21 protein-coding genes are annotated in these 20,856 nt (G+C 68.7%); 7 read left to right on the top strand and 14 right to left on the bottom strand.

Annotation, left to right across the window (positions count from 1 at the left end; genetic code table 11):
• Positions 1-100: 100 nt before the first annotated feature.
• Positions 101-373, top strand: coding sequence for a hypothetical protein (locus D7006_RS15570; RefSeq protein ID WP_237353669.1), 273 nt, complete (start codon positions 101-103; stop codon positions 371-373).
• A gap of 49 nt (positions 374-422) precedes the next feature.
• On the opposite strand, the gene hisG is transcribed toward D7006_RS15570, so the two are convergent.
• Entirely contained in the window at positions 423-1,400 is a 978-nt protein-coding gene (gene hisG, locus D7006_RS15565) for an ATP phosphoribosyltransferase (RefSeq protein ID WP_169122803.1), read from the bottom strand.
• Entirely contained in the window at positions 1,397-2,560 is a 1,164-nt protein-coding gene (locus tag D7006_RS15560; protein WP_237353668.1) for an ATP phosphoribosyltransferase regulatory subunit, read from the bottom strand. Before D7006_RS15560 ends, hisG begins: the two co-directional genes overlap by 4 nt.
• 207 nt (positions 2,561-2,767) lie before the next feature.
• Between D7006_RS15560 and D7006_RS15555 the strand changes: the two genes are divergently transcribed.
• Together D7006_RS15555 and D7006_RS15550 are read left to right on the top strand one after the other, a co-directional pair.
• Entirely contained in the window at positions 2,768-3,157 is a 390-nt protein-coding gene (locus D7006_RS15555; RefSeq protein ID WP_237353667.1) for a hypothetical protein, read from the top strand.
• Positions 3,158-3,220: 63 nt separating this feature from the next.
• A complete protein-coding gene (locus D7006_RS15550; RefSeq protein WP_029559001.1) occupies positions 3,221-3,496 on the top strand; it encodes an exodeoxyribonuclease VII small subunit in 276 nt (91 codons plus the stop codon).
• Between the two features lie 96 nt (positions 3,497-3,592).
• Here the strand turns inward: D7006_RS15550 and D7006_RS15545 are convergent, their stop codons facing one another.
• Together D7006_RS15545 and D7006_RS15540 are read right to left on the bottom strand one after the other, a co-directional pair.
• Positions 3,593-4,183 carry a protein-S-isoprenylcysteine O-methyltransferase gene (locus D7006_RS15545; RefSeq protein WP_169122801.1) on the bottom strand — a complete coding sequence of 197 codons (591 nt, stop codon included), beginning with the start codon at positions 4,181-4,183 and terminating at the stop codon, positions 3,593-3,595.
• Complete coding sequence (locus D7006_RS15540; protein WP_237353666.1) at positions 4,180-5,556, bottom strand: hypothetical protein; 1,377 nt, start codon at positions 5,554-5,556, stop codon at positions 4,180-4,182. The genes D7006_RS15545 and D7006_RS15540 overlap by 4 nt, the downstream gene beginning before the upstream one ends.
• Positions 5,557-5,690: 134 nt before the next feature.
• Here D7006_RS15540 and D7006_RS15535 point away from each other — a divergent pair, with 134 nt between their 5' ends.
• From D7006_RS15535 to dxs, 3 genes are all read left to right on the top strand, one after another.
• Positions 5,691-6,965, top strand: a complete 1,275-nt coding sequence (locus D7006_RS15535) for a glycosyltransferase family 9 protein (RefSeq protein WP_237353665.1) — start codon at positions 5,691-5,693, stop codon at positions 6,963-6,965.
• 7 nt (positions 6,966-6,972) lie between these two features.
• Positions 6,973-7,890, top strand: coding sequence for a glycosyltransferase family 2 protein (locus tag D7006_RS15530; RefSeq protein WP_237353664.1), 918 nt, complete (start codon positions 6,973-6,975; stop codon positions 7,888-7,890).
• Between the two features lie 119 nt (positions 7,891-8,009).
• Complete coding sequence (gene dxs / locus D7006_RS15525; protein WP_237353663.1) at positions 8,010-9,941, top strand: 1-deoxy-D-xylulose-5-phosphate synthase; 1,932 nt, start codon at positions 8,010-8,012, stop codon at positions 9,939-9,941.
• A 71-nt stretch (positions 9,942-10,012) separates the two neighbouring features.
• Here dxs and D7006_RS15520 read toward each other — a convergent pair whose 3' ends face one another.
• The 10 genes from D7006_RS15520 to D7006_RS15475 all read right to left on the bottom strand — a co-directional run bounded on the left by D7006_RS15520 (position 10,013) and on the right by D7006_RS15475 (position 19,975).
• Positions 10,013-11,638 carry a gamma-glutamyltransferase family protein gene (locus D7006_RS15520; RefSeq protein ID WP_237353662.1) on the bottom strand — a complete coding sequence of 542 codons (1,626 nt, stop codon included), beginning with the start codon at positions 11,636-11,638 and terminating at the stop codon, positions 10,013-10,015.
• Positions 11,639-11,663: 25 nt separating this feature from the next.
• Complete coding sequence (locus tag D7006_RS15515) at positions 11,664-12,746, bottom strand: PLP-dependent cysteine synthase family protein (protein ID WP_237353661.1); 1,083 nt, start codon at positions 12,744-12,746, stop codon at positions 11,664-11,666.
• Entirely contained in the window at positions 12,743-14,269 is a 1,527-nt protein-coding gene (locus D7006_RS15510; protein ID WP_237353660.1) for a class I adenylate-forming enzyme family protein, read from the bottom strand. The genes D7006_RS15515 and D7006_RS15510 overlap by 4 nt, the downstream gene beginning before the upstream one ends.
• Positions 14,266-15,048: a VOC family protein gene (locus D7006_RS15505; protein ID WP_237353659.1), complete on the bottom strand. Its 783-nt coding sequence runs from the start codon at positions 15,046-15,048 to the stop codon at positions 14,266-14,268. Before D7006_RS15505 ends, D7006_RS15510 begins: the two co-directional genes overlap by 4 nt.
• An 11-nt stretch (positions 15,049-15,059) precedes the next feature.
• The gene (locus D7006_RS15500) at positions 15,060-15,479 is read right to left on the bottom strand and encodes a PaaI family thioesterase (protein ID WP_169122793.1); all 420 of its coding nucleotides are present in this window, start codon (positions 15,477-15,479) and stop codon (positions 15,060-15,062) included.
• 9 nt (positions 15,480-15,488) lie between these two features.
• Positions 15,489-16,505 carry a zinc-binding dehydrogenase gene (locus D7006_RS15495; RefSeq protein ID WP_237353658.1) on the bottom strand — a complete coding sequence of 339 codons (1,017 nt, stop codon included), beginning with the start codon at positions 16,503-16,505 and terminating at the stop codon, positions 15,489-15,491.
• Between the two features lie 63 nt (positions 16,506-16,568).
• Positions 16,569-17,474, bottom strand: a complete 906-nt coding sequence (locus D7006_RS15490; protein ID WP_237353657.1) for an ABC transporter substrate-binding protein — start codon at positions 17,472-17,474, stop codon at positions 16,569-16,571.
• A 121-nt stretch (positions 17,475-17,595) separates the two neighbouring features.
• Positions 17,596-18,387: an ABC transporter permease gene (locus tag D7006_RS15485; RefSeq protein WP_229644907.1), complete on the bottom strand. Its 792-nt coding sequence runs from the start codon at positions 18,385-18,387 to the stop codon at positions 17,596-17,598.
• A 74-nt stretch (positions 18,388-18,461) separates the two neighbouring features.
• Positions 18,462-19,208 carry an ABC transporter ATP-binding protein gene (locus tag D7006_RS15480; protein ID WP_237353656.1) on the bottom strand — a complete coding sequence of 249 codons (747 nt, stop codon included), beginning with the start codon at positions 19,206-19,208 and terminating at the stop codon, positions 18,462-18,464.
• A complete protein-coding gene (locus tag D7006_RS15475) occupies positions 19,205-19,975 on the bottom strand; it encodes a GntR family transcriptional regulator (protein WP_229644906.1) in 771 nt (256 codons plus the stop codon). The genes D7006_RS15480 and D7006_RS15475 overlap by 4 nt, the downstream gene beginning before the upstream one ends.
• 343 nt (positions 19,976-20,318) lie before the next feature.
• On the opposite strand from D7006_RS15475, the gene D7006_RS15470 reads away from it, so the two are divergent.
• Positions 20,319-20,825, top strand: a complete 507-nt coding sequence (locus D7006_RS15470; protein ID WP_237353655.1) for a MarR family winged helix-turn-helix transcriptional regulator — start codon at positions 20,319-20,321, stop codon at positions 20,823-20,825.
• The last annotated feature ends 31 nt before the right edge of the window (positions 20,826-20,856 follow it).

The raw sequence follows: 20,856 nt of genomic DNA, 5'->3' as shown, positions 1-20,856 counted from the left end.
AACGATTGTTTCTGTAAGGCCTCCTTATCGAATTTTGCGACGCACCCTAGCTCCTAGCCATCCAAAGGGCGTGGTGGGGTTGGTATTTAAGGAGATTAACATGCGTAATCTGACTTTTAGCGCTGTCGCGCTCGCTGCCCTGCTTGCTTCCGGCGCCGCCTTCGCGGGCGACGAGGCGTCCCTCGCTGCTGCGGATGCCGAGGCGCAGGCGGCTGCGGCCGCCCACTCGCAGGCCCAGCCGCTCGGCTATGCCACGCAGCGCGCCGTTCCTCCGGCCTTCGTGGCCCTTTCCGCCGGTCAGGAGCGGAGCCCGCTCTCGGAAGCCGACCGCCTCTTCCTGGCGCAGGGCGACCGCGGCCTCGGCACCAACTGACGAAAATCCCCGGCCGGCGTCCTGCGCCGGCCGGGGGCATTGCAGAGGTTCAGCCGTCGAGGCGCGCTTCCAGCGCTTCGTAGAGCGGATTGTCGGCGGCGAAGACGTATTCGATGGGGCCGACCGTCACCATGCTGGCGCCGCGCTGGCGCAGGAAGGTGGCGAGGGCGTGCAGCGTGTCCGGCGGGCAGTGCAGGGTCAGCATGCCGGAAGACGTCGGGCCGCCGAAGGGCGCGACGCAGCGATAGGCCGCCACCGCCTCATCCACCAGCGAGGCATCGCAATCGGCGAAGCGCGTGCGCACCTCGCGCATGGTCCGCGCCCGCTTTTCAGCCCCCAGCCGGTCGAACATGGCCCGAGCCGCCGCCAGGGCGCCGCCGCTCCAGTTGGCGGTGAGCGAGGCGACGAGGTTCGCCTCGGACTTCAGGATGATGCCGTCGTCCACCACCTTCAGCGCATTGGCCGCGAGCGTCGCCCCCGTGGTGGTGATGTCGACGATCAGCTCCGCCGTGCCGGCGGCGGGCGTGCCCTCGGTGGCTCCCGCGCTCTCGACGATGCGATAGTCGATGATGCCGTGGCGGGCGAAATAGCCGCGCGTCAGGTTCACATATTTGGTGGCGACGCGGATGCGCCGGCCGGTGCGGCCGTGGAAGTGGCTGGCCACGTCGTCGAGATCGTCCATGGTGCGCACGTCGATCCAGGCCTGCGGCACCGCAACCACCACGTTGGCATGGCCGAAGCCGAGCTTCTCCAGCAGCGCCACGCGGCTGTCCGCCTCATGGATGTTCTCGCGCACCAGATCCTCGCCGGTCACGCCCAAATGGGCCGTGCCGGAGGCCAGCGCCGCGGCGATTTCCGAGGCGGAGAGATAGGCGACCTCCACCCCCTCCACCCCACCGAGCGCGCCGCGATAGTCGCGGGCACCGCGGGCCTGCGTCAGCGGCATGCCGGCGCGGGAGAAGAAGGCGTGGACATTTTCCTGAAGCCGCCCCTTGGACGGCACGGCGAGGATGAGCGGCGTGGTCATCGGGCGTCCTCCGCGGCACCTGAGAGGCCGGCGAGGCGCTCCACCCAGGCGGCAAGCCCGACGCCGGGGATGGCCCCCTCCGCGCCGAGCCGCGACAGCAGCCGGTCATAGCGGCCGCCGGCCACCAGCGGGCCGGCGCCGGGACGGGCCGGGTCGTGCAGCTCGAACACCATGCCGCTGTAATAATCGAGCGGGCGCCCGAAGGCGGTCGAGAAGCGCACGGACGACAGGTTCACCGCATAGGCGGTGAAGAAGCCGGTGCGCCGGTCGAACAAATCGAGGGCCGCGTTGAGGTCGATGCCCGCATCCGCCGCCAGCGCCCGCATCCGGGCTGAGGCGTCGTCCGGCGTGCCGGAGATGGCGAGGTAGCGCGAGAGGATGTCCGAGGTTTCCTTGGAAAGCCCGCCACCTGCATCGAGGGAGGACTGCTCCAGGAACCGTTCGGCGATCTCGGACACGCTGCGCCCGCCCACCGTCGAAATGCCGGCGATGGAGAGAAGATCGGTGATGAGCGCGCGCGCCGCAGCCGGGTCCGCGCCATCGAGCGCCGCCAGCACGCCGGCATGGGCGGGGGCGCCCTCGCGGCTCTTGTCGCTGAGCTGGGCAAGATCGAGGTTCACCCGTCCCTGGCCGAAATCCTTCAGCAGCCGGCGGCGCATGGCAGGCGCCAGCGGCAGGGCGTCGAGCAGCGCCGTGAACAGGCCGACATCGCCGAGCCGGATGTCCGGCTGCGGCAGGCCGTAAAGCGCGCAGGCGTTGAGGCCGAGGGACAGGATTTCCGCGTCCGCCGCCTCGATGTCGGTGCGGCCGAAGGATTCGACGCCGGCCTGCCGGAACTCGCCGGGGCCTTCGCCGCGGAAGCGGAAGACGGGGCCGAGATAGCTCACCCGCGCCGGCATCGCCATGCCCTCGGCCAGCACCGCGCGGGCGACCGGGATGGTCAGGTCCGGCCGCAGGCACAACTCGTGGCCTTCGGCGTCGGCCGTCAGATACATGCGGCGGCGGATGGATTCGCCCGAAAGATCGAGGAATACGTCGGCCGGCTGGAGGATGGGCGGATCGAGGCGCGCGAAGCCGGCGGCCGCGAAGGTGGCGACCAGCGCCTCCTCGAGGCTCGGGGACGTGCGGGAGGTGAGGGGCGCAGGCGCCGCGGGCGACATGGGTGCAAGGTTTCCGTGAGGTCTTGCGGGCTTCTAGCAAAGCCGGCGCCCCGCGACCACCCCGGCGCGGCCATGCGGGGGGGGCAAGTCAGCATGGCAAGTCAGCATGGCAAGTCAGCATGGCAAGGCGGCGTGGCATTTGGCGCGGCTTTCCCGCTAAGCTGCGGCCGCCGGCGACGCGGCGGCGCAGCATAGGATCGGGATCGCATGGCGGAAGGGCCGGCAGGAGACGAGGATGCGGGGCGCGAGGGAAGTCTTCCGGGCGCGCCGGGCCACCTTCTCGATCCCACCTTCCGCAACGGCTCCGTCACCGCCATCGGCGTTGTCGGCGGCTTCTCCCTCGCCTTTCTTTCCAACTGGACGTTCATGCCCGGCCGCTGGGGCGGCTCGGCCCTCGTCGCCTTCATCCTGCTGGCGCTGGGCATCGCCTTCCAGCTCCGTGCCCTCGTGGGAATGCTAGAGACGCAATCGCTCCGCCGGGTGTGCTACAACCGGCTGGTGAAGGTCTTCGCCATCGGCATCTACCTCACCGCCGCCGGGGTTCTGTTGGCGCTGGTCGCCGAACTGCCGGTGGTCTCGCGCTATCTGCATTTTTGAGCCGCGCTTCGGGTGGCGGCGGCTGTCGTCTATGGTGGGCGCCTGTCGAATCAGGAGGCGGCCATGGCAGGCGCGAGCGGAGCAAAGGGCGGCACGGCGGTTGCCGGCGTCGAAAATCTCTCGTTCGAGCAGGCGCTTGCCGAGCTGGAAGCCATTGTCGCCAATCTCGAGCGGGGCAACGTGCCGCTGGAGGAATCCATCGCCATCTATGAGCGCGGCGAAGCCTTGAAGCAGAGGTGCGAGGCCTTGCTGAAGGCCGCCGAGGCGCGGGTGGAGACCATCACCCGCGACGCCGCCGGGCGCCCGGCGGGCACCCAGCCCCTCGATCCGGACGCCTGAAAAGCGTCCCGAAACGGGACGGTTGCAGGATTTGTCCGGGACAGCAGGGGAACGCAGCGGGACCGAATCGCTTCGGCGCCCGTTTTCCCGGTCTGTTCAGTAGATGCCGGGAATGACGCGCTTGGTGCGCCGGGCGTAGGCGTCATACTCGGCGCCGAAGGCTTCCCGCATCATCTGCTCTTCGCGCCCGACGCGGAAGAAGAAGAGGATGCCGAAGCCGATCAGGCCAGCCGGTCCGGCGATGAAATTCGGCAGAAGCAGCACCTGCGCCAGAGCCCACAGGAAGAAGGCTGAATACATGGGGTGGCGCACCTTCTCATACACCCCCGACGTGATGAGCTCGTGCTTGTCCTTGATCTCCAGCGTCACCGACCAATACTTCCCAAGCTGACGGTGGGTGCGCCAGAACAGCAGGAGCGAGCCCGCGAACACCACCACGCCCGCCACCACCTGAAGCCCAGTCGGCGGGTAGGCGGCGAACCCGGGGAAGCCCGTCGCCGCATAGATCGCGGGGATGATTCCGAGCCCCAGCGTGGAGATGGACAGAAGGATCATCTCGCGCAGATTGCGGTGCCGCGCATCCGCCACGCGCTGGCGTTTCGCCTTTCGTTCGAAGGGGATACGCAGGACGTACCAGGATACGACGCCCACGGCCCAGGCGATCTTGGCGAAGGTCAGGAGGCTCATGCGGCGGTCTCGGATTCCGGGAGAGGGAGGATGCAGCCGGCCGCGTCGACGACGAGGGGGCGCAGGGTTCCGTCGGGCAGCAGATAGGCCCGTAAGCTATTGGTATGCGAGGCCAAAACGTCGAATGAGAGGGGCCCGCACACATAGGCGTAGAAATCGTGGGTGGAGCGGATGTCGCCGGCGAGGAAGCACTGGCAATGCAGGCGCATCACGTCGAACCAGTGGCGGCGGTAGATGGCTGGCGAGATCATCTGGCGGATTTCCACATGCCGGATCAATGGCTTGAGCGAATAGTCCCCCGGCGGCAGCAGCACCGGGGCGAAGCTGACAGGACCCAGGGTGACGGGGTTCACCTTGTAGAAGGAGACGATGTCGTCGCGCGACTGCACCTCCACCCAGCCGATCTGCTCCGCCGCCGCAACCCGTTCTGCCGCCTCGCGAAAACGTCCGCCGGCGGGGTGCAGGGCGAACTTGGCGGTGGTTGAGCCGAGGGTGAGGATGCGCACCCGCGCGCGGGTGCCGAAGGCGGGGTCGGCAGCGAGCGCGGCAGCAACCGCGCTGACCGCGAGCATGGCGCCAAGGCTATGGCCTGAAACGATAATCTCGTCCACGCCCTGCGCCGCCGCCTTCGCTTCCACCGCCCGCAGACGGTCGGCGAAGGCGCGGATGCGGGCTTCCACTTGGGGATGCCGGCCGCGGACGAAATCCACCGAGAATTCAGCGAGATCCAGCGACTGCTTCAGCCGAAAGCGGCGCCCCGGCCAGCGCATCAAAAGGAGCCCGCCGGCGAGGGTCACGGCAAGGCCGGCGACCGTTGCGACCATGGTGCCGAACGCCACAAGCCATTGATATACAATGAATCCGGCCGTCGCGGCCAGCCCCCAGAACACGGCGAGCAGCATGTAGGTGAAGAGAAAGAACAGGCCGTAGCGCCGGCTGGAGCGGAAGTAATTGGCGATGGTGCCGCTCGACACCATGTCCGCCATGGCCCGCACCGAGCCCTTCATGTGACTCCAGACGGAACGGCCCATGTCAGCCCGAGTCAGGTCATGCCACCCGAGGTTTTCGAACGTAGTATCGGTGTGCCAGTTGGGGCCGTCAGCTTCGGTTCGCCAGAAACCGCCCGTGGGGGTCGGAATGGGGGCCGAGTCGCGGCAGTGGGTTCGCACATTCCACACGTCGCCGAAGCGTTTTAGCTCGCGGACGAAAATGCGGTGGTGTCCCTCCACCGCCATGGGGTCGAAGCCGGCGATGAAGAAGACGTGGCGGCGGCGAACCCGGGCGCGCGCGTCCGCGTCCTGGGGCGGGATACCGCGCGCTTCGGCGTCGGTCCCGGCGGTGGGGCCTGCGAGCGTTCCCTCGGCGTCGTGCATGGGGCGCCTTCTAGCGAAGATGGCCGGGCGTGGCTAGTTGCGGCAACGGCAGGCGCCGGGATAATGGAGCCGTCGCACCTCGGCAGGGCAGGGGCGGCGGGCAGGCCCCTCAACGCGGCGGGCATGGAGAGGGCATGGCGAGGCTGCGGGATCTGCTGACCGCCATGTGGAGGCCATCGGCGCCGACGGGCGGCGATGCGGCGTCCCCCTCGGTGCCCGAACGTCCGGTGCTGCCCCCGGCCGAGGCGGAGCCGGCGCAGCCCGTCCCGGAGCTTTTGCCCAGCTTCGCGCCCGGCCTTTGGGACAGCCCACTGGCTCGCCTCGCCGCGCTTGGTCCGGCGCCGTCGCTCCTGGTGGTGAAGCTCGATCACGCCGGGGATTTCGTCACCGCGCTGCCGGCGATCCGGCGGCTTCGTGAGGCCTTCCCCGCCTCCCGCCTGACGCTTCTGTGCGCTCCTTTCATGCGCGACTTCGCCGCCGCGACCGGCCTCTTCGATGCGGTGCACGGCTTCGATTATTATCCGGCGCGGGGGCATCCGCCCGCTTCCGTCCCGGACGCGGCGCTGGCGGCGGTTGCGGCGCTTGATCTGCCGGCCGCCGACATCGCCATCGACCTGCGCCACGCCGACGATGCCCGCGCGCTGCTCGCCGCGCTGCCTGTGGGGTTTCGCGTCGGCTTCGCCGGGCTCGGCACCCGCCATGATCTCGACCTCGCTCTGCCGGAGATGGAGGCCTCGGCTCGCGCAAGCGGCCTGCTGGCGCCGCTGCCGGCGGGGGTGCGCCTCTCCGCCCTCGCCGAGGTGCTGGCCAGCGCCTTTCGGGCGGTTCAGGCCGATCCCGCGGCGCCCATCCCCCTCGGTGCGCTGCCGGTTCTGCCGGATTTTCCCGAAGGCTATGTGGTGCTCGCCCCCGGCGCCCGCCTCGCCATCAAGCTCTGGCCCATGGAGAATTGGCGGGCGCTGGCGGAGCGGCTGCTGGGCGTTGGCGCCCTCGGCCTTGTGCTCACCGGCACGGCGGAAGAAGAGCCGCTGTGCGCCGCCATCGCTGCCGGCCTGCCGGCGGATCGCGTGGTCAACCTGGCCGGCCGGCAGGATCTGGCCGGGCTCGCCGCTGTCATCGACGGGGCGCGGGCCGTGGTGGCGCTGGATTCCGCGCCGGCCCACATGGCCGCCGCGCTCGGCCGTCCGACCCTTTGCCTCTTCTCCGGCCTTGCCGATATCGAGAGCTGGGCACCGGCCGGCCCGCGCGTGGCGGTTCTGAGCGCCCATGCCAGCTGCGCGCCGTGCCTGCTGAGCGATATCGCCCAATGCGCCCACGGCCATGGCTGCATGACGCGGCTGACGCCGGACCACGCGCTGGAGGGGCTCGCCACCCTCGGCCTTGAGTTTGCCGGCGTTCCGCTGCACTAGAGCGCGCATGACGCGCCCCTTTTCGACCGTGGCGGAGGCCCAATCCGATGAGGACGGCCCAAGGCCCGGTCCCGCCGACGTGACGGTCGTGTTCGTCACCTACAACAGCTCGGCCGTCATCGGCCGGGCGGTGGCGAGCGTTCCGGCCGAATGCCCGGTGGTGGTGGTGGACAATGCGAGCCCCCAGGGGACCGCCTGGACCGCGACGCTCGCCCGCCCCGCCGACATTCTCGCCATGCCGGTGAATGCCGGCTTCGGCACGGCCTGCAATGCGGGCGCCCGGCGGGCGGCGACACCCTATGTGCTGTTCCTCAATCCCGATGCGGTGCTGGGGCCGGATACCATCCCCCGCCTGCTGGCGGCGGCACGGCTCTATGGCGCGCCGTCCATTCTCATGCCGGCCATCGTGGGCGAGAACGGCCGCCTCATGCGCAAGGAAGGCTCCATCCTGGAGAAGGTACCGCGCAGCGCGCGCCTCGCGCCGGAGGAGATTGCGGGGGATTATTGCACCCGCTTCGTCCACGGCGCCGCTTTCATGGTGTCCCGCGCCGCCTTCCTCGAGCTTGGCGGCTTCGACGAGGCCATATTCCTCTACCATGAAGATGACGACCTCTCGCTCCGCGCGCTGGCCCGCCGCATCCCCATCGTGGTGGTGACGGAGGCACGGGTGACCCATGCGGGCGGGCGCTCCAGCACGCCCTCCTTCGGCCAGACCTTCCGCATCAACCGCGCCAAGATGCACTCGGAACTCTATGTGCGCGAGAAATACGGCGCCGCCGGCGGGCGGGCCTCTCGGCTCCTCTGGCTGGGGGCCGGCTGCGCGCTGGCGCTGGCGCTGTTCGACCTCCACCGCGTCGCCATCCGGGCCGGAAAATTCGCCGGCTGCCTCGATGGAGTGCGCCGGAATGCCCCGCCGCACGTATAGATTTCTGACCTAGACGAAGGTCACCGGAAAGCCGCCGTAGCGCCTTCCTTTGTACGTTGCATACCAGCGAGCCCCTGTGTAAGGCTCGGTTTCCCGGTTCGTTCCGGTCGGAGTGGTCCGTGACTTTGCTGAAGACCCCGTTGCTCGATACCATCCGCGAACCCGCAGATGTGCGGCGGCTGCCCCAAGAGAAGCTGGCCCAGCTTGCGGCCGAGCTGCGCGCCGAGACCATCGATGCGGTTTCCGTCACCGGCGGGCATCTGGGCGCGGGCCTCGGCGTGGTCGAGCTGACGGTGGCATTGCACCACGTGTTCAACACCCCCCACGACCGGCTGATCTGGGACGTGGGCCACCAGTGCTATCCCCACAAGATTCTCACCGGGCGTCGCGAGCGCATCCGCACGCTGCGCACCGGCGGCGGCCTCTCCGGCTTCACTAACCGGGCCGAGAGCGAATACGACCCCTTCGGCGCCGGCCATTCCTCCACCTCCATCTCGGCCGGCCTCGGCATGGCCGTGGCGCGCGACCTTGGCGGCGGCGAGCGGAACGTGGTGGCGGTGATCGGCGACGGCGCCATGTCGGCGGGCATGGCCTATGAGGCCATGAACAATGCCGGCGCCATGGATTCGCGCCTCATCGTCATCCTCAACGACAACGACATGTCCATCGCCCCGCCCACGGGCGCCATGTCGGCCTATCTGGCGCGGCTCATCTCCGGCCAGACCTATCGTTCGCTGCGCGAGATCGGCAAGCAGATCGCCGGCCACCTGCCCAAGTTCGTGGAGCGCGGCGCCCAGCGGGCCGAGGAGTTCGCCCGCGGCTTCTGGACCGGCGGCACGCTGTTCGAGGAGCTGGGCTTCTATTATGTCGGCCCCATCGACGGGCACAATCTGGACCACCTGCTGCCCGTTCTGAAGAACGTGCGGGACGCCAAGACGGGGCCGATCCTCGTCCATGTGGTCACCCAGAAGGGCAAGGGCTACGGCCCGGCCGAGCAGAGCGCGGACAAGTACCACGGCGTCGTGAAGTTCGACGTGGTGACGGGCGCGCAGGTGAAGGCCAAGTCCAACGCCCCGTCCTACACCCGCGTGTTCGCCGAGAGCCTGATCTCCGAGGCGCGGCGCGATCCCAAGATCGTGGCCATCACCGCCGCCATGCCCTCGGGCACCGGGATCGACCTGTTCGGGCAGGCCTATCCCGACCGCACCTTCGACGTGGGCATCGCCGAGCAGCATGCGGTGACGTTCGCGGGCGGCCTCGCGGCGGAAGGCTTCAAGCCTTTCTGCGCGCTCTATTCCACCTTCCTTCAGCGGGCCTATGACCAGGTGATCCACGACGTGGCGCTGCAGGGCCTGCCCGTGCGCTTCATCGTGGACCGTGCCGGCCTCGTGGGGGCGGACGGGGCGACCCATGCGGGCGCCTATGATCTTGCCTATCTCGGCTGCCTGCCCGGCATGGTGCTGATGTCGCCCGCCGATGAGGCGGAGCTGATGCACATGATCGCCACCGCCGTCGCCTATGACGACGGCCCGTCCGCCGTGCGCTTCCCGCGCGGCGAGGGCGTGGGCGTGGAGCGGCCCGACCGGGCCGAGGCGCTGCCCATCGGCAAGGGCCGCATGGTGCGCGGCACCGGCGAAGGCGATGTGGCCATCCTCTCGCTGGGCACCCGCCTTGCCGCCGCGCTGGAGGCCGCGGAGCGGCTGGAGGCGGCGGGCTTTGCCGTGACGGTGGCCGATGCCCGCTTCGCCAAGCCCATCGACCGCGATCTCGCACTGAAGCTGGCGTCCGGCCATTCCGCGCTGGTGACGGTGGAAGAGGGCTCCATCGGCGGCTTCGGCAGCCAGGTGCTGCAATTCCTCACCGACGAGGGCGTCCTGGATCGCGGCACCGTCAAGGTGCGCTCCATGGTGCTGCCCGACGTCTATATCGACCACGACACCCAGGCCCGCCAGATCGCCGAAGCCGGCCTCGACGCCAACGCCATCGTGGCGAAGGTGGAAGGCCTGCTGGGCAAGGCCAAGGCCGGGCGCGAGCTGTCGCGGGCGGGGTGAGGCTCAAGCCCGTGGCTTCGTGGTATGCGGGCGCCTGAAGCGCCCGCTCCGTTCAACCGACAGTCGGCCCCTCAGCTCACCGCCGCCTGCCCGTCGCGGCGCGGATCGCTCGCGGCGGCGTAGCCCTCGACGGCCGGATCGCCCATGCGCCAGATGAACTGGCCGGCGCCGAAATCCTGATAGGTGTCGTTGAGCACGGCCACCTCGTGGCCCAAAGCCGCGAGGCCGTCCAGCAGCTCCGGCGTGTTGCCCGGTTCGAGGTTGATGGACAGCCCCTCGTCGAAGCGCCAGCGCGGCGCGTCGCAGGCGGCCTGCGGGTTCTGGGCGAAATCGAGCATGCGCACCAGCGTCTGCACATGGCCCTGCGGCTGCATGTTGCCGCCCATGACGCCGAAGCTCATCACCGGCTGGCCGTCCTTGGTGAGGAAGCCGGGAATGATGGTGTGGAAGGGCCGCTTGCGCGGCGCCACCACGTTGGCGCGCTCCGGGTTCAGGCTGAAGCCGAAGCCGCGGTTCTGCAGCGAGACGCCCCATTCCGGCAGCACGACGCCGGAGCCGAAGCCCTGATAGTTGCTCTGGATGAAGCTCACCATCATGCCCGAGGCGTCCGCCGCCGTGAGATAGATGGTGCCCCCGCGCACCGGATTGCCCGGCGCGAAGCGCTGCGCGCGGCGCGGGTCGATGAGGCGGGCGCGGCCGGCGAGATAGTCTTTGTCCAGCATGTCCGCCGGGCTGATCTCCATGGCCCTGGGATCGGCCACGTAGCGATAGACATCGGCGAAGGCGAGCTTGATGGCCTCGATCTGGAGGTGCTGCGCCTCCACGCTATCGGCTGTAAGGCCCTGAAGGTCGAAATGGGAGAGGATGCCCAGCGCCATCAGCGCGGTGATGCCCTGCCCGTTGGGCGGAATCTCGTGCACCGTGTAGCCGCGATAGTCCTGCGCGACGGGCGTCACCCATTCCGGGGCATAGGCGGCCATGTCGGCGGCGGTGAGGGCGCCGCCATTGGCCTTGGCGTTGGCCTCCAGCGCGTCGGCGATCTCGCCGCGATAGAAGGCCTCGCCCTTCGTCTCGCCGATCAGCCGCAGCGCGCGGGCCGCGCCCGGCATGCGCACATGCTCGCCCACGAAGGGCGCCCGGCCCTTGGGCAGGAACACCTCCTTGAAGCCTGGCTGGCCGGTGAGCTGGGGCAGGGTCGCGGCCGCCGCCCATTTGTGCTGCACGTTGGTGGAGACGAGGAAGCCGCGCTCGGCGATGGCGATGGCCGGCTCCATGAGGTCCGCGAAGGGCAGCTTGCCGAAACGCTCGGAGAGGGCGACCCAGCTCGCCACCGCGCCCGGCACCGTCACCGCATCCCAGCCGCGCTGGGGCAGGGTCTTGGCGTCGGCGCCGTACCTGGCGCGGAAGTAGTCGGGCGTCCAGGCGGCGGGGGCGAAGCCGGAGGCGTTGAGGCCGTGCAGGCCCTTGCCGTCCCACAGGATGCAGAAGGCGTCCGAGCCGAGGCCGTTGCTGCACGGCTCCACGATGGCCATCACGGCAGCGGCGGCGATGGCGGCGTCCACCGCATTGCCCCCGCGCGCGATCATGGACAGCCCCGCCTGCGCCGCCCGGGGATGGGAGGTGGAGACCACATTGTTGCCGAACACGGGCAGGCGCCGCGAGGGATAGCCGGCGGACCAATCGAACGACGCAGTCATGGTGCGGTCCCGAAGAAGGAGGAACTCACGGCTGAGGGCCGAATACGGCATCGAGCCGCGCGATGTGGGGCGACAAATCGATGCCGTGCTCGGCGAGCCAGGCATCGTCATACAGGGTGGAGCGGTAGCGCACGCCGGAATCGCACAAGAGGGTCACGATGGACCCGCCTTTCCCCTGCGCCGCCATCGCCTCGATGAGGTCCACGCAGGCGGAGATGTTGGTGCCGGTGGAGCCGCCGCAGGCGCGGCCGATCACGGCGCTGATCCGCCGGGCGGCGGCGATGCTCGCCGCATCGGAGATCACCGCCATGCGGTCCACCACCGAGGGGATGAAGGAGGGCTCCACCACCGTGCGGCCGATGCCCTCGATGACGCTCTTGCAGGCATCCACCTGCATCACCGAGCGGTCGGCATAGTGGCGGTGGAAGACGGAGGCTTCCGGGTCGGCCACGCACAGCCGCGTGGGGAACTTGCGATAGCGGATGAAGCGCCCGATGGTCGCCGCCGTGCCGCCGGTGCCGGCGCTGCACACCACCCAGTCGGGGATCGGGTACGGCTCGAACGCCATCTGCGAGAAGATGCTCTCGGCGATGTTGTTGTTGCCGCGCCAGTCGGTGGCGCGCTCGGCGAACGTGAACTGGTCCATGTAATGGCCGTCCAGCTCCTCGGCGAGCCGGCGCGCCTCCTGCGAGGTGTTCCAGCCGTCGATGAGGTGCGGCTCGCCGCCCTCGAAGGCGATGGCCGCCACCTTCTCCGCCGAGGTCCGCCGGGGCATCACCGCGATGAAACGCAGGCCCAGCAGCCGGGCGAAATAGGCTTCCGAAATGGCGGTGGAGCCGGACGAGGATTCAATGATCGTCGTGTCCGGCCCGATCCAGCCGTTGCACAGCGCATAGAGGAAGAGCGAACGCGCCAACCGATGCTTGAGGCTGCCGGTGGGGTGGCTCGATTCGTCCTTCAGATAGAGCGTGATGCCCGGCACGCGCGGCAGCGGGATGCGGATGAGGTGGGTGTCCGCCGAGCGGTTGATGTCCGCCTCGATGCGCGCGATGGCCTCGGCCACCCACGCCTGGTCCGGGACGGCGCGGGGCGGGGAGATGACGTTCATGCCGGGCTCCCCACGGCGCTCAGTTCGGCCACCGCGCGCCGCTTCAGCGCGCTGCGGTCGATCTTGTTGGTGGAGGCGAGCGGCATCTGGTCGAGGAACCAGACCCGGCGCGGATGCTGATAGGCGGGGGCGTTGGATAGCATGTACTGCTTCAGGGCCTCCTCGCTGATGTCGGCGCCGGCGCGGCGCACCACGAAGGCCACGGGCTTCTCGCCCTTGATATCATCCGGCACCGGCACGACGCAGGATTGCAGCACCTGCGGATGGCGGTCCAGCACCGCCTCCACCTCGCCGGGGAAGATGTTCTCGCCGCCGCAGACGAACATGTCGTCGGTGCGGCCGAGGAAATAATAGAAGCCATCCGCGTCGCGGCGGAACACGTCGCCGGTGCGGTAGAAGCCGTCCGCCGTGAGGGGCGAGCGCACGTCGGGGCGGTTGTGATAGCCGAGCATCACCGCCGGGCTCTTCATCTCCAGCTCGCCGGTCTCCGGCGCCTCCGGCCCCACGAGGCGCACGGCGACTTGCGGATGGGGATAGCCCACCGAGCCCATGGGCACGGGCCGCCCGTCCGGATGTCCGGAGAACACGATGGGCCCGCCTTCCGTCGTGCCATAGGCATTGATGATGGCGGCGTTGGGCAGTAGCTGGCGGATCTGCTGGGCCAGCGAATCCGTCACCGGCGCCGAGCCCATGCGCAGCATGCGCACGCCGGAGAGGTCGGCCTGCGCCAGCGCCGCCTTCTCCCGGAGCATCATGGCGATCATGGGCGGCACGGCGGTGAGGAAGGTGCAGCCGTGGCTGGCGATGGCCTCGATATAGGGCACGGCGCGGAACTGGGGCAGGATCACCGCCGTGCTGCCGGAGGCGCAGGCGAGCAGCGCCAGCGCCAGCGCGTTCATGTGATAGAGCGGCGCGGCAATCAGCATGCGCTCGCGGGAGAGGTCGGTCTCGGTGCGGCGGGTGTCCGCCACCCACCGGTGGGCGGCGTGGGAGAGCAGCACGCCCTTCGGCCGCCCGGTGGAGCCGGAGGTGTAGAGGCTGAGCGCCGGCTCGTCGGGCGCCGGAACCACCGGCTCGAACGGGCCGGGATCGAGGAGGCCGGCGAGCGTGCCCGGCCCGGTGCCGTCGAAGTCCACGAAGGTGATGCCCTCGGGCGGCGTGGCGGGCAGGAGCGCGCGGCGCTCTCCGTCATGGATCACGAGGCGGGCGCCGCAATCGGCGATCACGTCGGCGATGGTGGCGGCGGGGAACTTGAAGTTCACCGGCACCGGCACGATGCCGGCGCGCATGGCGCCCATCACCACCGCCACATAGTCCGGGCGGTTGGCCGCGAGGATGGCGATGCGGTCGCCGCGCACGAGCCCCTGGCGGAGGAGGCCGCGGGCCACGGCATCGGCGAGGGCGTCGAAGGCGGCGCGGGTGAGCACGGTGGTGCCGCCGTCGAAATCAAGGCCGATGAGCAGCGGGTGGTCCGGCGCATTGGTGCGGCAGACGAAATCCCCGAGGTTCGCGGGCAAGCTCATCGGCTGCTCCTGCAGGTCAGGTTCAAATCAAAGGCGGGCAGGCTGAGCACGCCCGCGTCAGTGCCGAGCGCCTGCCATCCGGCATCGCTCCGCCTCTGGGCACGCGCGGCGATGTCATCGAGGCTGGAGAAGCGGAGCGTGGCGGTGCGAAAGCCGGCGGTCTCGCCCGGCACCACCAGCACGTCGGCATCGTCCAGCGGCATGCGCCAGCCGCTTTCCGCGGGCGTCGCCGTGCTCTCGAACGCGGTGGCGAGGCGGCGCGCCTCTTCTTCCGGCTCGGCGGAGGAGACGGTGACGCTGTCGATGGCAAGGAAGCCGTTGGGATGGGCCATCCATTCCGGCCGCCAGACCAGTTCCGGCGTCAGGTGCTCGCAGAAATAGACGCGGCCGGCGGGGAAGGTCTCCGGCGGGAAGCGCACGGTGCGGAAGCGGGCGTCGTGCTCCACGCCGTCCACCTCCACCGGCCGCGAGAAGGCCACCGGCCCCGCCGGGGCGAAGCCCGAGGCCGCGAGGCGGTCGCGGGTGGCGTCGGCGTCGAAGGTGCGCAGCACCAGGCCGTTGAGGCCGAACGGGCTGTCCAGCACCTCCTGGCGCTGGCGGCCGGTGTCCGGCACCCCCACCAGCTCCAGATAGGCGCCGGGCGTCATCATCAGGTGGTTGATGGACCCGAGCGAATGGTGCCCCCGCGGCGTGAGCGTGAAGCCCAGCGCCGCAAAGAGGTCCGCGGCCGCGTCCATGGACTTGAGGGTGTTGATCACCACATGGTCGAGCGCGGCCACGGGTTTCCTCCTCAGGCCTTGGGCGGGATCATGTAGACCCCGCGCCCGGAGGCGAGCAGCTTGCCGTCCTCGTCCAGGATCTGCGCCTCGGAGACGCAGAGCTGGCCGCCGAACTTGATGACCTTGCCCACGCAGATGAGGTCGTGCTGCATGGCCGCGCGGTGGTAGTCCACCCGCAGGTCCACGGTGGGCACGCCGCGGCCGGTCTTGGACACCAGCGCCCAGTCGGCGGTGAGGTCCACCAAAGTGGCGAGGATGCCGCCATGGGCGTAGCCCCGGTCGGCATTCACCACCCATTCCGGGCGCCACTTGGCGCGCAGGCGGATGGTGCCCTCGCCCACGTCCTCGACGGTGAGGCCGAGCCACTGGTGGAAGGGGCCCTTCAGCAGGAGGGCTTCGACCTGTTCCTTGGTCAGGGGAGCGTCAGACATGGCAGCCTCTCAGGGGGTGACGACGATCTTGCCCATGACCTCGCGGTCGCGGATCATGCGCAGGCCCTCGGCGGCCTCTTCAAGCGGCAGGACCTTGTCCACCACCGGCTTCAGCTCGCCCTTCTGGATCATGTCCATGAGGGCGGAGAGGTTCTCGTGGTAGAAGCTGTTGGAGCCGATGACCTTCAGCTCGAAGCTCCAGATGTAGCGCAGATCTTCCTTGGGATCGTGGCCGGCCGTGGCGCCGCAGACCAGGATGGTGCCGCCGCGCTTCACGCAGCGCAGCGAGGGCACCCAGGTGTCGCCGCCGGTGAAGTTCACCACCACGTCCACGCCGCCCTCATAGGTGCGGCGCTGGGGCTTGCCGTACTTCTCGACCGCCCACTTGGAGAAGTCCGTGGTGCGGTAGTTGACGACGTGGTCGGCGCCCAGCTCCTTCAGGCGGGCCATCTTGTCGTCGGAGCCGGCGCAGGCGATCACCTCGCAGCCCATCTGCTTGGCGAGCATGACGCAGCCCGTGCCGACGCCGCCGGAGGCGCCGAGGATGAGCACCTTGTCGCCCGCCTTCACCGTGTTGTGGGTGACGAGCATGCGGTGCGCGGTGCCGTAGGCCACCGGCAGCGAGGCGGCGTCGGTGAAGCTCACGCCGTCGGGCATCTTGATGAGCTGGCCGGCGGTGACGGCGCAGTATTCCGCCATGCCGCCGTCCATCATCTCGCCCATCAGCCCCACCTTGGGGTTGAGCGGGTTCACCAGCACCCGGTCGCCCACCGACCAGCCGGTGACGCCCTCGCCCAGCTCCACGATCTCGCCGGCCATGTCGAGGCCGATGATGACGGGCAGCGGCACCTTGATGCCGGGCATGCCCTTCACCGTGAACACGTCGTGATAGTTGAAGGACGACGCGCCGACGCGGATCACCACCTCGCCCGGCTTGGGGCTGGGGACGGGATAGTCGTTGACGACCACGAGATCGCTCACGTCGCCATGTTGCTTCAGCAGCAGGGCCTTCATCGTTTTTGTCATTTCTCTTTCTCTCTGCTTGGAACGTTTCTTGGGGACGTCGTGGCGGCTTTTGCGCCAGGGCGACTACTTGATGGCCTTGGATGCTTCATAGGGAGAAGGATTCAGGGCCGCGTCGGGCAGGTCGCCCTTTACTGCGCCGACGCTCTTGAAGACTTCGAACTCGGCCTTCATCGACGCGATGTCGGCGGGCTCCATGGAGACGGTGTAGATGCCGTCCCACAGGGCGGCGTAGGCCTTGGCGTCATCCTCGGGGATGTTGCCGGCGGCCATGAGGGCCTTGGCGACGGCGGCCTTGTCCGCTTTGCCGGCCTCGAAGGCGTTGCGCATGCCGGCGATTACCTTGGCGGCGGCCTCGGGGTTCGCCTTCATCCACTCGTTGCGCATGAGGCCGACGCCGAGCACGGGCGCGGCCGGCTTGCCGGTGATCTTCGCCCACTCGGCGCGGAAGGTGGACAGTTTGCGCAGCTTCACGTCCGGCAGAAGGGCGATGGTGACGGTGCGCAAGGCGGCGGCGTCGATGTTCTTCTGCACCAGGAACTGCGCGAGGCGCGGATCAGCGCCGGGCACCGCCTCGAAATCTCCGGCAGTCATGCCGTAATTCTTGATGAGGATGGCCGAGCTGATGGCCGCGGTGGCGCTGCCGGACGGGGACATGCCGATCTTCTTGCCCTTCAGCTCCTCCATCTTGGTGATGGGGGAATCCGCCATCACCACGAAGTCGAGGTCGGCCACCTGGGTGGCGAGCACGATGCTCATGGGCAGGCCGTCGGCGGCCACCGAGAAGGCGCTGCCGGCGCTCGCGCCGATGGCGAAGTCGATGGCGCTGGCCGCCATGGCCTTCGTGGGCGCGTTCACATCCGGAAACTTCACGAACTCGGCTTCGAGCCCCTGCTTTTCCATGAACTTGCCGGCTTCCAGAAAGGAGCCGAAGCCGAGGCTGACGCCGGAGCTCCAGTATCCGATCCGCACTTTCGCGGCCTCAGCGGGAAGAGATGAGAGGCCGATTGCGACTGCCGCGGCCAGTAGAGCAAGACGCTTCATATCGAATCCCCGTAATGGAAGGTTGTAATGTTTCTTGTCTTTATGGATGTCAGGCCGGGCGCGGCTTGCGCCAGGCGAAGAGACGGGTTTCGAGGGGCTTCAGCAGCACCGCCTCGATGAAGATCATCAGGATGACGAGGGTGAGGGTCCAGGCGAACACCTGGTCCGTCTGCACGAGGTCTGCCGCCTGCCGCAGCCGATAGCCGATGCCGCTCGACGCGCCGAGCGCTTCCGCCACGATGGAGACGCGGGCTCCGAAGCCGAAGGCGAGGCGCGCGCCGGCGAAGAACTGGGGCAGGATGGTGGGCAGGTAGATCTTCAGAAGAACCTGAAGCCGCGACATGCGGAACGTCTGCGCCAGCTCGATGAAATCGCGGTTCACCGTGCTCGTGCCCTGCCAGACATTGGTGAGGATGAGCGGCATCGCGGTCATGAACACCACGAAGATGGTCGACCAGTTGGACAGGCCGAACCAGATGAGCGCGAAGATCGCCCAGATGGACGAGGACACCGTGTTGATGACCACCAGCAAGGGCTGGAAGAAGTCGCCGAGCGTGCGGCTCGCCCCGAGCAGGAGGCCCAGCACCACGCCCACCACGGTGGCGAAGATGAACCCCATGGCGATGCGGTAGAAGGTGATGCCGAAATCCGCCCAGAAGCCAGGCGTGATGACGAGCTGCGTCCACACCCCGAACACCCGGCGCGGGCTCGGCAGGATGAAGGCCGGCGCCCCGAGAGAGCCGATCCCCCAGATGCCGATCACGACGATGAGGAGCAGCAGCCTGAGGCCGATGAGGCGCAGCCGGCGGTCCTGGGTCATCTGGAGGGGAGAGCGCTTCATCTGGCTCGGCTTCTGAGAAGGAGGACGGACGCGGCGGAATGGGGCAAGGGGGCTTTGGGCTGCGGGCTTTAAGCTCACAGGCTGAGGCGCAGCAGGCGCACCTCCTCGGCGACCTCAGGAGAGAGCGGATTGCGGGGGTAGGGCAGGTCGATCTCGCGGGTTTCCTTCACCCGTCCGGGCCGCGGCATCAGCACCACGATCTTGTTGGCGAGGACCACCGCCTCCTCCACGTCGTGGGTGACGAACAGCACCGACATCTGCCGGAGGGCGGCGATGCGCAGCACCTCGTCGTGCATCTGCGTGCGGATCGAGGGATCGAGCTTGGAGAAGGGCTCGTCCATGAGCAGGATCGAGGGCTCGGTTACGAGGCTGCGCCCCAGCGCGGCGCGCGAGCGCATGCCGCCGGAGAGTTCGTGGGGGAAGGAGTCGGCGAACTTTTCGAGCCCCACCAGCTCCAGCACCTGCATCACCCGATCGCGCCGTTCCGCGCGCGGCATGCCGGCGGCCTCGAGGCCGAGGGCGATGTTCTGCGCGGTTGTCCGCCAGGGGAACAGCCGGTCCTCCTGGAACATGTAGGTCATGCTGCGCCAGTCCCTGAAGGCGCTGGATTTCTGGCCGTTGAGATAGACCGTGCCCTGATCCGGCGGGATGAGGCCGGCGACGATGTTGAGCAAAGTGCTCTTGCCGCAGCCCGAGGCGCCGACGAGGGCGACGATGGAGCGCTCCGGCACGTCGAGATCGATGTTGCGCAGCACTTCGAGCTGCTCGCCGTCGCGGCGCATGAAGCTCTTGCCGACGCTTTCCAACTGAACGACGCTCACCGCTCCCTCCCGCTCAGGCTGGAGAGCGGGGAAACCGGCACCACCGCGGCGGAATCCCGGAGCGAGGCGATGACCTTTTCCATGGTCATCTCGCGGAACGTCTCCACATGCCGCCGTGCCACCTCGGCGGCGGCCGCCGCATCGCCGGCCGACAGATATTCGATGAGCAGCACGTGATCGTTGGCGATGTTGGGGCGCACGCCCTGCACGCCGAAGCCGAGCGCCACGAGGCGCGTCATCTCGTCGAGGAGACCGGAAAGCGTGCGGCACAGGCGCTGGTTTCCGGCGGCCTCCGCGATGGCCATGTGGAAGCTGCGGTTGGCTTCGAGGAAGAAGTCGATCTGGTTGCCCACGTCGGTGGGCAGCTTCACCCGGCAGGCCTGTTCGAGGCGCTCCAGATGGGCGCGGTTGACCCGTCCGGCGGCGCCGCGCGCGGCCAGCGGCTCCAGCACGAGGCGGAGCGCGAAGACCTCTTCCACATCCTTCACGGTGATGGGTGTGACCCGGTAGCCGTGGCGCGGCATGGAGGCGACGAAGCCATCCTGAATGAGCCGCTGGAGGGCGATGCGGCAGCTGGCCTTGCCGATCTCCAGCCGCTCCATCAGCTCCGCCTCGGTGAAGCGCGTGCCCGGCAGAATGCGGCAGGAGACGATCTCGCGCCGGAGCAGGTCGTAGGCCTGCCGGCCCTTCAGGGTCGCGCTCGGAATTTCGAGGACATGCCCCGCTTCCGACCCCCGGTCGCTGTCGCGCTCCTCGGTCACGCTCATCACCTCTCGGCTGACTGGTGAGAAGCCTACAGAAGGTAACCGGTAGGGAGAAGGCTAAATAGATAGCACGCTATGAAAAAATTTATCGATGTAAATCAATTGTGTAATGCATGGCTGTCGCAAAAGCGGGCGGTTTTGGTGGGAGGCTCACAAGGCGCTGCCCAAGAATGGTCCAGTCGCGGTGCCGGCTTGCGGCTCCGGAGGGGGCCGGCGAGCGGGGCCTTGGAAATCCGGCGCCTCTCCCTCTAAAACCGAAAGGGGGGACGCGGCCCGCAGGGCTGCGGAAGATGGTGCGCGGTGCTCGACGCCCGCCCGGACGGGTCTGCAATCGAGCGGAGGGGTGATGATGGCGGCCAAAGGCAAGCATCAGGCGCAGGAGACGCAGGCGCCGGAGGGCTTCGAGGTCGCCCCGCAGCACCGGATGACGCTCGGCTATCTCATCAGCCTGCTGGCGCGGCTGCTCGCCCAGTCCCTGAAGGTGCGCAACGGGCCGGATGGAATCCTCCCCGGCCAATATCCCATCGCCGTGGAACTGCTCGCCCAGGACGGCATGAGCCAGCGCGATCTGTGCGAGGTGGTGCGCATCGAGCAGGCCACCATGGCCAATACCCTGAAGCGCATGGAGCGCGACGGCCTCATCACCCGCCGCCAGAGCGCGGAAGACGGGCGGCTCGCCACCATCCATCTTACCGAGGAAGGCGTCCGCCTCGCCCGCGATGCCGTCCGCAACGCCGCCGAGGTGAACAGCGTCGCCCTAGAGGGGCTCGATCTGGCCGCCCAGATGGCCCTGCGGGACATGCTGATCGATCTCACGGAGCGGCTTGAGGCGGATATCAAGCGGCGCGGGTGATTGTCTGCCCAATATTCAGGCATGACGATTA

The sequence above is a fragment of the Xanthobacter sp. YC-JY1 genome, assembly GCF_021730305.1.
GTDB lineage: Bacteria > Pseudomonadota > Alphaproteobacteria > Rhizobiales > Xanthobacteraceae > Xanthobacter > Xanthobacter flavus.
The sequence above is the reverse complement of the archived record's forward strand: the minus strand, read 5'-3'. Positions and strand labels throughout refer to the sequence as shown.